Origin of the sequence: Lactobacillus sp. ESL0677 (assembly GCF_029392875.1) — a bacterium.
GTDB lineage: Bacteria > Bacillota > Bacilli > Lactobacillales > Lactobacillaceae > Lactobacillus.
In genome coordinates this window covers 130,720-145,200 of sequence record NZ_CP113946.1, presented here as the reverse complement: position 1 = coordinate 145,200, position 14,481 = coordinate 130,720, and the positions used below count along the sequence as shown (strand labels likewise).

The 14,481-nt window shown below is 39.4% G+C and carries 14 protein-coding genes; 2 read left to right on the top strand and 12 right to left on the bottom strand.

The annotated features are described in order from the left end of the window. Positions 1-2: 2 nt before the first annotated feature. Genes fabK through OZX76_RS00740 form a run of 4 tightly spaced genes read right to left on the bottom strand, consistent with a single transcriptional unit; the run spans position 3 to position 2,665 of the window. Positions 3-956, bottom strand: coding sequence for an enoyl-[acyl-carrier-protein] reductase FabK (gene fabK / locus OZX76_RS00755; RefSeq protein WP_277180106.1), 954 nt, complete (start codon positions 954-956; stop codon positions 3-5). A gap of 3 nt (positions 957-959) precedes the next feature. Then, entirely contained in the window at positions 960-1,208 is a 249-nt protein-coding gene (locus OZX76_RS00750) for an acyl carrier protein (protein WP_277133144.1), read from the bottom strand. A 23-nt stretch (positions 1,209-1,231) separates the two neighbouring features. Then, positions 1,232-2,197 carry a beta-ketoacyl-ACP synthase III gene (locus OZX76_RS00745; RefSeq protein ID WP_277180104.1) on the bottom strand — a complete coding sequence of 322 codons (966 nt, stop codon included), beginning with the start codon at positions 2,195-2,197 and terminating at the stop codon, positions 1,232-1,234. Continuing rightward, entirely contained in the window at positions 2,198-2,665 is a 468-nt protein-coding gene (locus tag OZX76_RS00740) for a MarR family transcriptional regulator (protein WP_277180102.1), read from the bottom strand. A 241-nt stretch (positions 2,666-2,906) separates the two neighbouring features. Between OZX76_RS00740 and OZX76_RS00735 the strand changes: the two genes are divergently transcribed. Beyond that, positions 2,907-3,695 (top strand): biotin--[acetyl-CoA-carboxylase] ligase, encoded by a 789-nt coding sequence (locus OZX76_RS00735; protein ID WP_277180100.1) that lies wholly within the window; start codon positions 2,907-2,909, stop codon positions 3,693-3,695. Between the two features lie 28 nt (positions 3,696-3,723). On the opposite strand, the gene OZX76_RS00730 is transcribed toward OZX76_RS00735, so the two are convergent. The 8 genes from OZX76_RS00730 to OZX76_RS00695 form a co-directional block, all read right to left on the bottom strand. Beyond that, positions 3,724-5,532, bottom strand: coding sequence for an ABC transporter permease (locus tag OZX76_RS00730; protein WP_277180098.1), 1,809 nt, complete (start codon positions 5,530-5,532; stop codon positions 3,724-3,726). 18 nt (positions 5,533-5,550) lie between these two features. After that, positions 5,551-7,359: an ABC transporter permease gene (locus OZX76_RS00725; protein ID WP_277180095.1), complete on the bottom strand. Its 1,809-nt coding sequence runs from the start codon at positions 7,357-7,359 to the stop codon at positions 5,551-5,553. Positions 7,360-7,369: 10 nt separating this feature from the next. Then, complete coding sequence (locus OZX76_RS00720; RefSeq protein WP_277180093.1) at positions 7,370-8,119, bottom strand: ABC transporter ATP-binding protein; 750 nt, start codon at positions 8,117-8,119, stop codon at positions 7,370-7,372. A 138-nt stretch (positions 8,120-8,257) separates the two neighbouring features. Next, positions 8,258-9,718, bottom strand: coding sequence for a zinc-ribbon domain-containing protein (locus OZX76_RS00715; RefSeq protein ID WP_277180091.1), 1,461 nt, complete (start codon positions 9,716-9,718; stop codon positions 8,258-8,260). Between the two features lie 17 nt (positions 9,719-9,735). After that, the gene (locus tag OZX76_RS00710) at positions 9,736-10,524 is read right to left on the bottom strand and encodes a zinc ribbon domain-containing protein (RefSeq protein ID WP_277180089.1); all 789 of its coding nucleotides are present in this window, start codon (positions 10,522-10,524) and stop codon (positions 9,736-9,738) included. Between the two features lie 115 nt (positions 10,525-10,639). Beyond that, positions 10,640-11,251 (bottom strand): ECF transporter S component, encoded by a 612-nt coding sequence (locus OZX76_RS00705; protein ID WP_277180087.1) that lies wholly within the window; start codon positions 11,249-11,251, stop codon positions 10,640-10,642. A gap of 50 nt (positions 11,252-11,301) precedes the next feature. Further along, positions 11,302-12,279: an alpha/beta hydrolase gene (locus OZX76_RS00700; protein ID WP_277180085.1), complete on the bottom strand. Its 978-nt coding sequence runs from the start codon at positions 12,277-12,279 to the stop codon at positions 11,302-11,304. Then, on the bottom strand, positions 12,251-13,054 hold the full coding sequence (locus OZX76_RS00695; RefSeq protein WP_277180083.1) for a DUF4931 domain-containing protein: 804 nt from the start codon (positions 13,052-13,054) through the stop codon (positions 12,251-12,253). The genes OZX76_RS00700 and OZX76_RS00695 overlap by 29 nt, the downstream gene beginning before the upstream one ends. A gap of 215 nt (positions 13,055-13,269) precedes the next feature. On the opposite strand from OZX76_RS00695, the gene OZX76_RS00690 reads away from it, so the two are divergent. Then, positions 13,270-14,481 (top strand): L,D-transpeptidase family protein, encoded by a 1,212-nt coding sequence (locus OZX76_RS00690; RefSeq protein WP_277180081.1) that lies wholly within the window; start codon positions 13,270-13,272, stop codon positions 14,479-14,481.

The following is a 14,481-nucleotide window of genomic DNA, read 5'->3' as shown; positions in this document are numbered from 1 at the left end:
GATTAATCCTTGCCGCTTAACAATTTATCAGCTTGCTGATATACATCCTGCAAAATTTCGGCAGCTGACTGTTCCTTATGTACCATCCCGGCAATTTCACCAGCCATAAATGAACCGGTAGCTGTATCACCATCAATGACAGCACGACGTAAACTACCACTGCCTAATTCTTCTAATTCTGCAAAATCTGGTTTATCCTTTAAGGCTTCCGCTTTTTCTAGTTTGATGTACTTCTTAGCCATCTTATTCTTTAAAACACGTGATGGATGACCAGCAAAATCACCAGTTACCATTGTGCTAGCATCCTTAGCTTTTAAAACTGCCTTTTTATAATTAGGATGCACCTTAGATTCTGTTGCTACTAGGAAGCGTGTTCCCATTTGGACACCTTGCGCACCAAGCATAAAAGCAGCAGCCATGCCACGGCCATCGCCAATTCCGCCAGCGGCAATTACCGGAATCTTTACCGCATCAACTACCTGTGGCACCAATGCCATCGTTGTCAGTTTACCAATGTGACCGCCAGATTCCATACCTTCAGCAACTACCGCATCAGCACCAACGCGCTCCATCATTCGCGCCAAGGCTACTGAACCGACGACAGGAATCACCTTAATGCCAGCTGCTTTAAAGTCTGCAACATACTTACCAGGATTACCCGCACCAGTTGTAACTACGGCAATGCTATCTTGGTGAGCTAAAATCACTTTCACTACATCTTCAGCATATGGTGACAAGAGCATCACATTAACACCAAATGGGCGGTCAGTTAAACTCTTAGCCGTTTTGATTTCTGCTTCAACCACGTCACCGGGCGCATTACCTGCACCAATAATTCCTAAGCCGCCAGCATTAGAAACAGCAGCAGCTAACTTACCATCAGCAACCCAAGCCATGCCACCTTGAAAGATGGGATACTTCAAGCCGAGACTTTTCATAAATGGCGTTAATTCCATGAATTAACCTTCTTTCGCAGCCAATTGCTTTTTAACAAAGTCAACCAAATCTTGAACGGTTTCAATGCCTTCTTCACTTTCGATTTTAATATCGAATTCGTCTTCCAATTCATTGATTACTTCAAAAATATCCAAACTGTCAGCGTCCAAGTCATCTTTAATGTTAGCTTGTAAAGTAACCGCTGCTTCATCTTCACCAGTTTCATCTACAATAATTTCTTTTACTTTGTTAAAAATTTCTTCGTCTGTCATGTTTATAAACTCCTTTAAATTCATTAAAAAATAATTGCCACAGTAGCAGCAGTCAAGCCACCGCCAAAGCCGCTCAAAATTAATCTCTGCTGTGGTTTAATCTTTCCCACAGTAACTGCTTCATCAAGTAGCAGTGGCACGCTAGCAGCTGAAGTATTGCCATATTTAGCAACATTACACAAGAATTTCTCCTCAGGAACACCTAAGTGATGAGCAATCGAGGTTAAAATTCGACCATTAGCCTGATGTAAAATAAACCAATCAACATCGTTTAACTGCCACTCGGCTTTCGCCAATGTGCGGTCAATTGAAGCTGGCACCTCATGAGTCGCAAAACGATATACCGCGCGACCATCCATTTCAAAATAGTGCTTGTGTAGAGCCACTGGATCCTGATTAAAAGCCGAATCAAGTGGCTGATAACCAGCAGTTAAGGTCTGACCATCTTGCCCATAAGCTGTTAAATCTTCGGCAATTAATGATTGCTGTGGACTTTGTTCAACCAAAACGCCACCAGCACCATCACCAAACAAAACTGCTGTTGACCGTTCTTGCCAATCAACCAATTTTGATAACACTTCGGCACCAATTACGATACCGCGCTGATAAGTTGTCAGCAGCTTATCGGCTAATGCCAACGCATAAATAAAGCCTGAACAGGCGGCGTTAATATCAAATGCTAAAGCATTCTTAGCTCCAATCTTGCCTTGAACAATTGCTGCAGTTGCTGGTGTCAAGTAATCCGGTGACATTGTAGCGACAATAATAAAATCTATCTGTTCAGCTGGACAATTAGCCTGTTCAAGGAGTTGGTTCGCAACTTTTACTGCCAAGTCAGAAGTCTGTTCACCTTGAGCAAGATGTCGTTGCTTAATTCCCGTTCTTGAAGAAATCCACTCATCTGAAGTGTCCATCATGGTTGTTAAATCATCATTAGTTACCACTTTAGGAGGGACATAATGCGCGGTCTGCGTTATTTTAAGACCCATTTAATGCTTCTCCTTTTTGCTGTCTATTTGGGATGGAAATTCAAGGAAAGCGCGCAAGTTTAACAAAGCCCGCTCAATAATTGCAATCTGACTGTCATCAAAACCTTTAAGAAACTTTTTCACCATATAGCGATGAAACGAATCATGTGCCCGGTAAACAAGTCGTCCGCGGTGAGTTAAGCCCAGCCGAACAACGCGCCGGTCATCGTTACCGTGTATTCTGACAACATAACCTTTACGCACCAAGTTATTTACCATTGTCGTTACCGACCCAGCAGTGATCATTAACTCCTTTGCTAGTTGTGAGCTAGTCTTATGGTCATACATCGTCATTGCATCAATCGCATGCACTTCTTTAATCGAAATATCTTTAAATTCACTCTTATGAAGTTCACGTGCCTCAACTTGCATGATGTCGGTATAAACAGTCGTCAGCAAATTATTGATTTCTTTTAAATTAGCTTCCACTTCCAATACCCCTTTTATTAAGACAATAAATTACGTGTTTTGTTAGCTTAAATTTACTTATTTACACTAATTAATATCCCCTCCAAATTACTTTAAACATCAAAGTATTTTATGGCAGTATGATATTGCAAATTAACAAAATTGTCAAATTTATATCCCAAAATGTCACAGCTTTGCTAAAATTAAACTAAAATCAATAGCATTTACTTTGATTATTAAAGCTTTTAAGAGATAAACTAATATGTACATTCATGAAGCACAGCCAAAAATTAACATTATTAAAGAACAAAAAATTAAGCATTTATTAGCAGGTTCACCACTAAAGGTCCATTGGTACCAACAAGTTGCTTCAACTAGTAGCCTCGCCAAACAATACCAGCACCAAAAGTCAATTACCCAAACTGTTTTAATTGGCAGCGATAAACAAACAGCTGGTTATGGTAAGCAAAAGCGCCATTTTATTTCTAATGCTGGTGGTGTTTACTTATCACTACTTACCCATATACCCCAATTATTACCACCTAATCAAGGTCTACTTACAACGGGCATTGCTTGGCAATTGCACGAAACCATCCGTCAGCAATTTGGTATTAACACTGAAATCAAATGGGTTAATGATTTATTACTGCATAGCAAAAAGATTGCTGGTATTCTAACTGAGCAGGTCGCGCCACAAACTGTCGTCATCGGTATCGGCTGCAATCTTTACCAACCTAACCTAGAGCAAGAACTAGAGTCCAGCACGAACTTATTAGTCCGTCCATTATCTACCGAGCAATTTTGCATTTTTGTAGCTGAACTAATTAAAAATATCTTTTCCTTTCTGCCCAATTTTACTCAAGGACAATTCTTATCTGATTATCAAAAGCATCTGCCCATGCTTGGCCAACAAGTAACTGTTAGACTGGGTAAGCAAACAATTATTGGTACTGCCCTCAAGCTTGATGAACATGCTAATCTAGTCCTTGACTGCAATAACCACTGCATGACTATTAATAGCGGCGAAGTTATCAAAATTCGGTCAAATTAAAAAGACTGCAACCCCTTGCAGTCTTTTTTTATAATTCTTTTGTTAATACAATTCGTTCATACAATTTAACCGTTAAGCCGTAATACAAGAAGTACAAAACGATAAAAATCAAGAATGGTACCCAGATATTAGCGTACGGATTAGGTAATAGTACCTTAAATAGTTTCAAGCCAAACAAAACATCAATTACACCCATAATTCCCGGCACTAAAAATAAAGTTCCAATTTCGCGACTAATTGAACGACGTAATATTCTTCTACGAACACCGATCTTAAAGAGCATCTTGTAACGAATCTTGTCACTAGCTGCGCCACTTAACACCTTGAACATTAATGTTGAAGCTAGCATTGTCAAAAAGGCAATCCCCAAGAAAAAGCCCATAAATTCAAACCCACTAGCCATTCCCAGCATTAGTTGGTAGCCATACGCCTTACTTGTCTGGAATATATCACCATAACTGGACTTTTCTTTAGCTTGCAATTGACCTAATTTCAAAAGTGTCGGATAATCTTTATCAAAATCTTTTACCCTAATAAATTGTACAAATTCTTGCTTACCAGCCGTTTTTTGCCATGCTTGCGGCGACACTAGTTGAATAACCTTTGGCGTTCCATTCGGTACCATACCACCAAAAACTTCATTGGCGTTTGTTCCCGGCTTAGACAACTCATTTGTTGGCAATTGCTGCAAATGATAAGTTGCTTGTCCATTTTGTTGCTCAAAATGCATGGTTTTAACCGGATGATGACTAAACTCTGCTTGATTAAAGTATAAATACTTAGGCGTTTCTTTATAATAATATGTTTGCTCATCCTTGATTGCTAGCTTAGCCTTCAACTGATTAACTTGTGGTGAATTGCTGACAATCGTACCATCGTAATAACTACTAATCTTAGCTTGATCTTTAATCGTATTAAAATTCAAACCAACCGTAATTGCCCCTAATGCCAAGGCAAACAGTAACGAAATCACCGTTAAAATTTTGGTATAGTCATGCAGGCGAAACTTCAGTTGACCCAAAGTAAACAGCCGAATGCCGCGATAAGAAAAATTCTTTTTCTTTAGCAAGAGATTGATGACGGATATCAACAATGCATTGAAAACAAAGTATGACCCGACAACAATTGTCACCAAAGCAACCGGAACAATTACAAAAATCATTGCTGCCGACAAATTCAATACGTAATAGCCAATTGCCAGCAATAAGACACCTAAAATGGCTTGAATTGCAGTCCAAATAGTATGTTTACCTAAGTTTACTGGTTTTTGATCTTCGTGAAGTAAGTCAATTACCTTACTGTGTGTAAGCTTTCGAGCATTATGAATTGCCCCAATGATAAAAATTATCACAAAAAAGATTAGCGTCCATAAAATTGCACTCGGCAAAATTACTTTAAAATGAGTAATATGCAAGCCTAAATTGCCAATAATTAAGTTTGCAACTAATCCAGTCAGACCAAAGCTAATAACGATTCCCACAATTGCCGCCATGATCCCAGTAATTAAGGTTTCACAAAAAATGAGTAAGCCAATCCGTGAACTTCTTGCCCCGAGCATCATAAACATCCCGTAGTCATGTTGGCGCATATTTAGCAAAAAGGAATTAGCATACATCAAGTAGACTAGCGTAATCATCACAAGTAAGACTATCCCAACTCCAAAAATAAAGCTAAGATAATTAGTTGGTGCATTCACATCATTGGCCATAAAAGACGGATTAATCGCAATTGTCAAGAACATATAAAAGATCATGCTGGCAACAACTAATCCAGAAAACAACACCAGATAATCCTTTAACCTACTCTTAATCCCCGTAAGCGATAATTTCCAAATCATAATTTCTTTATCCTCTCCCTAATTTTTTGCCAGAACGATTTTTTCGTAAAGATGTACCGTCAAAACATAATAGAAGAAATACAAAACAATAAAAATAGTAAACGGCAACCAAATTCCAGTATATGGCCGTAACAAAATTGTTCTAAATAGCTGCAAGCCAAACAGAACGTCGATAATTCCCAGAACACCAGGTATTAAGAACAGCGTGCCAATTTCTTCAGCAACTGATTGTTTCAAGACTTGCCATCTAGTGCCTATCTTAAAGAGCATCTGATAACGTAATTTGTCACTAGCAGCACTACTCAAAACCTTAAACATCAGAGTTGATGCCAGCATCGTTAAGAACGCCAAACCTAAGAAAAAGCCCATAAATTCAAACCCACTAATTATTCCCAGTATTCCCTGATAGGAATATGGTTTACTACTCGTGTAGACAGTGTTAAATGCTGGTGTTTCTTTATTTTGCAGTTGCTCAATTTTAAGTAAAACTGGAAAATCTTTATCAAAGTCATTGACTCTAATTAATGAAATGAACTTTTGTTGCCCCTTAACTTTGGCTAATCTAGCAGCAGATACTAAGTGAATCTTCTTCGCTATACCGTTAGGAAGCAGATTGCCAAATTCATTGTTAGTCTCGGTCTTTGCGCGGTCAAGCTGACTTGTTGGCAGTGTCTTTTCAGTCCAAGTAAGATTATCCCCTTGTCCCCTAGACTCAACTGCTTTAATTGGTTGATTCTTAAATTCTGCTTGGTTGAAATACAAGTCACGTTTAGTTTCGATGTAATGATAAGTTTGCTTAGACTTGATTGATACCTTGGCTAATTCTTTCTGAACATCTGAAGACTTGCTAATTATTGTTGCATCATAGTAGATGCTCGACTTTGCCATTTCTTTTTCAGAATTAAAGTTAAGTCCAACGGTAATTGCACCTAGGGCTAAAGCAAATAGCAGCGAAATTACCGTTAGAATTTTAGTGTAATCATGCAAGCGAAACTTAAGCTGTCCCAGAGTAAACATGCGCAAGCCATGATAAGAAAAACTGTGCCGCTTAATCAGTGAACTAATAATTGCTGTAAACAGGGAATTTAAAACAAAATACGATCCCGCAACAATCGTCACTAAGGCAACAGGAATTACGTTAAACGGATCTAAGCCATGTTTCTGCATAATCCAATAGCCGGCAGCTAATAAGACTATGCCCAAGACTGCCTCAAGCGAATGCAAAACTGGCCGCTGCTTAAATTTTACCGGTTCTTGATCCTCATGCAATAAATCAATTACTTTAGTATGTGTCAATTTATATACATTTCGCAGTGCTCCTAAAAGAAAAACGATGGCAAAGAAAACTAGTGTCCCCAAAATCGCACTGGGCAAAAGCACTTGAAAATGAGCAATTACTAAGCCTAACCTGCTGATCAACAAGTGACCAACTATTGCAGTTAAGCCAAAGCCAAGGATTATCCCTAGCGCAGCTGCTAGCATCCCAGTAATAATCGTTTCACAAAAAATGAGCAGGCCAATGCGGGAACTTTTAGCTCCTAAAGTTAGAAACATGCCGTAATCATGCTTACGCATACTAAGCAAAAACGTGTTTGCATAAACTAGATACACAACAGTAATAATCAGTAGTAGAACAATGCCAAAGCCAAAAATATAAGTAAGTAAATTATTTTCTAATATCCCAGCATTATTTTTTAAAAAAGCAGGATTAATTGCTAGAGTCAAGAACATGTAAAAGATCATGCTAGCGACAATTAATCCAGAAAATAATACCAGGTAATCTTTAAACCGGCTCTTAATCCCCGTAAGCGATAATTTCCAGATCATACTTTGCTCCCTATTCTTCGGTGCCCAAATGATCAATTAACATATGATAAAAGTCCTGCCGTGACATCTCACCCTTCAAGATTTGCTCGCCGATTTTACCGTCTTTAATAAATAAAATCCGGTTAGCAAAACTAGCAGAAAACGGGTCGTGAGTCACCATCAACGTGGTTACACCGTCTTTTTGGTTCAAGTCTGCCATCGTATCGAGCAATTCACGCGCACTACTTGAATCCAAGGCCCCAGTTGGTTCATCAGCTAGCAAGATTGCTGGCTCGTGAACTAAGGCTCGCGCTGAAGCTACTCTCTGCTTTTGACCACCAGATAATTGCGCCGGATATTTGGCTAAAATTTCTTTAATACCCAATCTTGCAGCAATCTTATCAACTAGCGGGTCGATTTTATGTGCTGACATCCCTTGTAAAGTTAACGGCAATGCAATATTTTCGCGGTTGGTCAAGTTCTCCAATAAGTTAAAATCTTGAAAAATAAACCCAATCTGCTTACTCCTAAAGTCTGCCATCTGATTTGCATTTAAGGTGCTGATATCTTCGTGGTTAATAAACACATGACCCGTTGTTGGCTTGTCCAAGGTCGACAAAATATTCAGCAACGTCGTCTTACCAGAACCTGACGCACCCATGATTGCTACAAACTCACCGGCATCAACACCAAAGTTAATCCCTTTTAGCGCTTGATATTGCTTTTCACCACGTTTACCGTAGGTTTTAGTAGCCTGATCTACTCGTAAAATTTCAGTCATAATTCATCCTCTTTAAAAATCAATCTGTACTATCTAACTAATACAATATTATGTCAACCAACAAAATGTCAAATAATAATCAAAAAAAAGACAAATCCCCTAATTTCTTTAGAAAGACTTATCTTTTTTAGTAATTATTTAATCATCATCTTCGCCAGACTTGTCAGTTTTATCACTGATCACTGTCCCGCCACCGATTGACTTAATCTTTTGTTGGTCGCCGTCTTCTTGCAAGATTGCACCCTTGTAGAGCATTACTTGGGTGTGCTCATCGCCGTTATCTTTTTCAAAAGTGTAGGTAATCTTGTAAACAACGCTGCTTGAATTATTAGGAGCTGGATTAATCGAAACAATGTCACAATCCATATCATAAGAAATTGTGGAATCATTGCGGTCAAAGCCCTTTAACATCTTGTGCAGTTCTTGATAGCTGCTATTGTCGCTGCCACCAATAAAGTCCTCACTTTCAGGGTCGTTAAAAGCACCCTTTAACAGGTCCTCCGCGTCACTCTTACTGATTAGCCCCTTCCACTGCGGCTTCAAGATTACATTATTATTGTCATCAAAGTCAACATCATCACTAGTATTGTCATCGCTAGCGCCATTATCGACGGCCTGCGCTAAGTCAGTAATCAGCTGCGACTTAATTGTCTGACTACCAAAAGTGGTCGTAACATAGACTTCCATATTATCGGTAATTGGATAATTTTTGAAAACCTTAGTACCATTGCCACTCAAAACGCCAACTTTTTTATCATTGATATAGATAGTCCCACCGGGAACACTAGCAATTGAAAATGTCGCCGTCTTAATATTCATATTGATTGTCTTGTTCGACCAGACATTAACAGTCGAGTCAGCCTTGAGTTCACGACCAGAAACAACGGTGTCGATTTCAAGATGATACTTACCTGGAAACAGCGGCTGCAATTTCTTATAATAACCATCCGCATTGCCCTTTACCTGACCATTAGACTTGCCATTGACTACCACCTGAGTATCACGGTGATTAGTCTCTATCTGCGGTGTATACGTATTGATGTGCAACGTATACTTAGGAAACAGCAACATATAGCGGCCCGACTGCGTTAAGCTGATCTGACTTGTGCTGCCGCCAGCTTTTAAATTCATACTTAAGTTATTAGCGGTTGTTTGGTGCGCTTGATAATACTTCTGTAACGGCTTCAGGGCATCATTAGTTACCTTAATATTATGGTCGTCGGTTGTTACATATTGTGCCATGCCCATCTGCGGGTTCTTCAAACTAACAATTATTTGGTCAATTTGATTATTACGGCTGTAATGGTTGCTGCCCCAAGCATAAAAGCCACCAAACAAAACAATTATAATTACTGCTAGCCATAAAGTAATCTTGGTTTTTTTCTTTAAAGGTTGCTTTTTGGGTACTGCTACCTGACTAACCTGCTGGCGTGATTTAGGTTCAGCGCGCTTTTCATTAACAACTGGTTTTACTGATTTTTCCTTTACCTGTGGCTGACTAACTGCCACATTGGTTAGATCAGCGCCACAGTGCGGACAAAATTTAACTGTCGCATCTACCTGACTGCCACATTGTGGACAAAACTTCTTTTCTCCCATAATTAGTTCTCCCTAATTTATAACCTACTGAAATACGAAATAAACTGCAAAATAACAGTATTATAAACTACCACAGACCAAATCAGCCCCACAATAAAGCTAGCAAATAACGCAATCAGAAAGCCATACATCTTATCACGCACTGGATCAGGGTCACCCAATAAAGCAACTTGAAAGGCATCAGCAAAGATAGCAAAGCAAATCGAGCACAGCATCACAGCAAAAATCTTGCCGCCCATGCCCAACATCATAAAAATAAAGGCTGCCACAATCAAGATAATATTCAGGTTAGATGCCTGAACAGCATGATTACAAAATGAAATAAAGCTGCGTCTTTGACCATAGATAAACAGATATGCCAGATACATCGCACCAGCATAAGCTACTTCCAACAGCATCACGAAAAATAATACTTCAAGTGCCGTGCCAAAAGAAATTCCCGTAAAGACCGGTAATTGTTGCCCGTTAACATATTGACTGGAAATTCCACTCATGCCAATATACAGGCCTAAAACAAATATTAAGTCCTCAATTAGCAGCGTTACTGCACCATACCAGTTAACACTCTCCTGCTCACTAAACGGATGCTGCCACGATTTGACAAACCAATGCCAATACTTTTGTAGTTGGTCATCAGAATTATGCTGCGTTGTTCTCCCAGCAGTACCTTGACTGCGATTGATTTCCGCTTGAATATCAGCACGATTAATTTGCTTCTGCGCAACTTGCCGGATATCTGCACCACAATTAGTGCAAAAGTTAACATCGGCATTCATTAATGCACCACAATTTGGACACTTTTTCATTTAATTTTCTCCCACTAATTAACTGAATTTTCTAACATATTTATTTTAGTATAATTTTAACTATAAAAAAAGAGCATGAAGCCTACTCTTGAATCTATTAAAGTCGCCGGTGTTATCACCGCAATTTTTTCATAACCGTCTTCATTGGCGTGACAATAATCGGTGTGACAATTGCGGTGAAGATTGCTTCAATTAAGCCGTTCATCCCCAATGCCAAAATTAAAATCATAATCAATGGCGTCCCCGGCGCAAAGTGCCCCATACTAGCTGCAAGCTTGCCATTACCCATAAAAATAATACTTGTTAATAAGATTACTACGATAGTATTGGTCAAAGACGTGATTGCCCCAGCTAAAATGTATCCCAGTTCGCGCACCTTACCTGACTTATGTTCAAACAAGCGGCCGACTAATCCTGGAAATAATCCTGCTAGAATACTTGGTACTAGAGAAATAAAAATGTTCTGAAACAACATTAAGCTGACAATATCTCCTGGCTGTGTGTATGCCTGAAATAATCGTAATAATCCCCAGAAAAGGCCAAAAAGTGTGCCTGCCTTAGGTCCCATTAATAAGGAATAAACTGCTACTGTCAGTGGAACTGTCGTAATTGCCGGTAATGTTGGCAAAATCCGGATATAACCAATATTAGGAACAAAGGTTTGTAATAAAAAAATTGCAACAAATACGGCGGTAATCGCTAAATTGCGAGTTTCTTTTCTGTGCATATGTTTCTCCTTAATAAACAGTTTAAAGCATATTATACAATAATTATTTATCAGCACAAATTGCTTTTTTTAACTAAATTGACGACCTTAGCTATAGCCTGACGCGCTTCTGGTATTGGAAACAAAATAAAATCATGATCCATTTGTGCATATGTAACAACTGCAATATTTGAATTTGTCTCAGTAGCCCTTTTTTGTAGTTTTTGCGCATCGACATTTAAAATATCGTGTGTCCCTGTAAAAGCCACAATCGGAGGTAAATTACTTAAATCCCCTAAAAGTGGTCTAGTCAACACACTATTATCCAGCTTTTCGGCGTATAACCGCCCGCGCAACTGCAAGTCAGCTATTTTTAAAAGATGATCATTGGGTTGAATTAATTTCATCTGTGGATCATCAGTACGTACGTCGAGCCAAGGCGAAAATAAAAATGCTTGTCGCGGTTGCGGCAAATTCAATTTAGTCAGTTGCTCGAGCATCGCCAAGGCCAAGCCGCCACCTGCTGAATCACCCATCATGATAATTTGCGTATCTTTAGAATACTTTTGACACAACCTTCGGTATACATCTAAGACCATTTGATTAATGTCTTGTGCTGTAAACACTGGGATTTTGGGATAAATTGGCATGACAACTTGCGCTTGCAATTTATCGGCGAGTTTTGCCAAAAAATGATAATGAAATAGAGTTGGCTGCTGCCAAAAGCCACCGCCATGCAAGTAAAAAATAACCCTATCATGTGCTCGCGCATCTTTAGTTAGACTAACAACATCTGGATAGCTCAGCCAAGGCTCGAAACCCATTTTGGTAGCATAAGTTGGTATTTCGTACGGCAGATTGCCCGCCTTCACCGCAACTTGATAGCTCTCAGCGGTTACTTCAGGAAACGGCTTTACTAACCGCAGCGCCTGTTCTACTAATAAACTACTTAGACTGCGACCATAAACTAACCGCGTTGCTTCCTTTATAACTAAACTTGAACCAACTATTTTAATTATTTTATTTTTCATAATTTGTGTTTGAGCCATTAGCAAAAAAGCGCCGGAACTGCTTGGCCTCCTGCTGCAGCGTCTGCTCATCATCAACCTGCGATAATTTATAACCAACAAAATACGCCGGTGCTTCAAAACGCGAAATCAATTTAGCACAAATACCGCCATCTTCACGCGGATAAAAAAATAAGTTGTACGATGTACAGCGGCCGGCAAACATGACGTTAAGCATGTATTTAACCCCACTCTGGATCCAATCCGCCCACAGGTCAAGCCCTGACGAGCTAAGCAAGTTAATGTTCAACTCGTCATAGCCTTGGACAGGATGCGTGGCAATATTGACCTCAACTTCTTGATTATTGAATACAGAAATCCCAGCAAAATTATCTGGATGAAGATACTTGTAACCATCCAGATGCTTTAATCCAACTAGCTGCATGTGCGGATGCTCAAGAGAACCACCGGAACGTGGACCGTAATTTTTGTACCACAAGACAGATTGATACTTACCGCTATCATTCATTTGCTTAAAACACGCAAGAGCAAAGCGCATGAGCTTACGGTTATCATCTGGGGCATAGTTAGCAATATCGCCATTATGGTAGCTCGACTCAATCAAAACCGTCTGGACCGTATCGCGTAAAGTCGGAAATTTATTATGCAGCCAGATCATTTCTCCCTGCTTTTCATAAATATCGGTTAATTGGTCAACAGCACAAAATGGACAAACCGGCTTATGCGGTGTTTTGCGGTATGAATGAGGCTTACCCTTGGCAACTCCTAATTCAAAAACCAACGGTTCATTTTCCATTTTCTTCCTCCTCTAATCATAATTTACGGCCTAATGTTATGTATTATAAGTTAATCTTCCCCAACTAACAAAAATTATTCTATAATTAATTAAAAAAATATCGAATTATTACCACAGATAACTCGCTTTTTTGATGAATTTTACTATGCTTGTAATAGATGATAAACTGTAACAGCAATCTTCTTACAAGTATTTTATTTATAGTAGGTAAATTTATGCAATCACGAAAAAACTTAAAAAGATACAATCACCGCAATAATCTCTACCTGATTATTGTCGGCATTATTTTGATTTTAGGTGTTATTTTTGGTGTCGTTTTATATAACAACCATGTTGCCTCGCAAAAGCGGGCACGAGAGTTTGCCGTTAACCACTTTAACCCTAACGTTACCATTTATGGTGTAAAGGTTGGCAACTTAACCGTCAATAAAGCAACCACGAAAATTAATGCCCGCGCCAATAACATGGTGTTACTTGAAAACGGCAAGGTAACTATCGAACGTGATCCTAGCATCAGTACAATTAACACGGACACAGTAAGTGGTTATTTCAAGAAGCAACATACAGAAATGCCCGACAAGCAAACTCGCACTTATGACTTCAAGCAGCTGTCAGCTGCTGCCAAAAAGTTCAAGACAATCAACAAGACAACCATTAATTATCAAGTCGCTGGCAAAAATTACAAATTACCAGCTAAAAAGATGATTAATCAGTTAGCTTTCAAAAATAATAAGTATTCCTTTACTAATGTTGAGAATTTAACTGCCAAACTTAACCAAATCGACAGTAAGGTTTCCACTCTTCACAAGAGCTACAAGTTCGCCGTACCAAGTAAGAATAAGCTTAATCAGACCAAGATTACGGTCAAAAACCAAAGCTACGGCTGGGGCATTTACGTTAAAAAGGCCCAAACAGCAGTTGAGCAGGCCTACCTCAATCAGACTAAGACAGTTGCCGGTCAAAATTATATTTATGGCCTTGGTTACAGCACTTACGGTCTTGGTTATGGCAAGAAAAATTCCGGTATTGGTGACAATTATATTGTCGTTTCTCTTAAAAGCCAGGAAGTCTGGATTGTTCGCAAAGGTAAGCTAGCCGTCCACCTGAATGACGTTGTCACGGGAACTAAGGACGGTGGCAAGGGCAACAGAACCCCGCAGGGCGTTTGGTACATCCAGTATAAGCAATCGCCAGCAACACTGCGCGGCCGCAATGATGATGGCTCTAAGTATGCTTCCAAAGTTAGGTACTGGATGCCATTTACACTAAGTGGCTGCGGCTTGCATGACGCCAGCTGGCGCACCGACTGGAGCAAGAAGGCATATCTACGTGGCGGCTCACACGGCTGCGTCAATATTAAACCAAGTGAGATCAAGCAAGTTTGGCATAACGTGGTTAAACACGAAGCCGTTATTGTTTATAATTAA

Coding starts and splice junctions, on each gene's coding strand:
- OZX76_RS00745 (WP_277180104.1), bottom strand. CDS start 2,197: ATGGGTCTTAAAATAACGCAGACCGCGCATTATGTCCCTCCTAAAGTG.
- fabK (WP_277180106.1), bottom strand. CDS start 956: ATGGAATTAACGCCATTTATGAAAAGTCTCGGCTTGAAGTATCCCATC.
- OZX76_RS00750 (WP_277133144.1), bottom strand. CDS start 1,208: ATGACAGACGAAGAAATTTTTAACAAAGTAAAAGAAATTATTGTAGAT.
- OZX76_RS00700 (WP_277180085.1), bottom strand. CDS start 12,279: ATGGCTCAAACACAAATTATGAAAAATAAAATAATTAAAATAGTTGGT.
- OZX76_RS00725 (WP_277180095.1), bottom strand. CDS start 7,359: ATGATCTGGAAATTATCGCTTACGGGGATTAAGAGCCGGTTTAAAGAT.
- OZX76_RS00720 (WP_277180093.1), bottom strand. CDS start 8,119: ATGACTGAAATTTTACGAGTAGATCAGGCTACTAAAACCTACGGTAAA.
- OZX76_RS00690 (WP_277180081.1), top strand. CDS start 13,270: ATGCAATCACGAAAAAACTTAAAAAGATACAATCACCGCAATAATCTC.
- OZX76_RS00735 (WP_277180100.1), top strand. CDS start 2,907: ATGTACATTCATGAAGCACAGCCAAAAATTAACATTATTAAAGAACAA.
- OZX76_RS00705 (WP_277180087.1), bottom strand. CDS start 11,251: ATGCACAGAAAAGAAACTCGCAATTTAGCGATTACCGCCGTATTTGTT.
- OZX76_RS00730 (WP_277180098.1), bottom strand. CDS start 5,532: ATGATTTGGAAATTATCGCTTACGGGGATTAAGAGTAGGTTAAAGGAT.
- OZX76_RS00710 (WP_277180089.1), bottom strand. CDS start 10,524: ATGAAAAAGTGTCCAAATTGTGGTGCATTAATGAATGCCGATGTTAAC.
- OZX76_RS00715 (WP_277180091.1), bottom strand. CDS start 9,718: ATGGGAGAAAAGAAGTTTTGTCCACAATGTGGCAGTCAGGTAGATGCG.
- OZX76_RS00695 (WP_277180083.1), bottom strand. CDS start 13,054: ATGGAAAATGAACCGTTGGTTTTTGAATTAGGAGTTGCCAAGGGTAAG.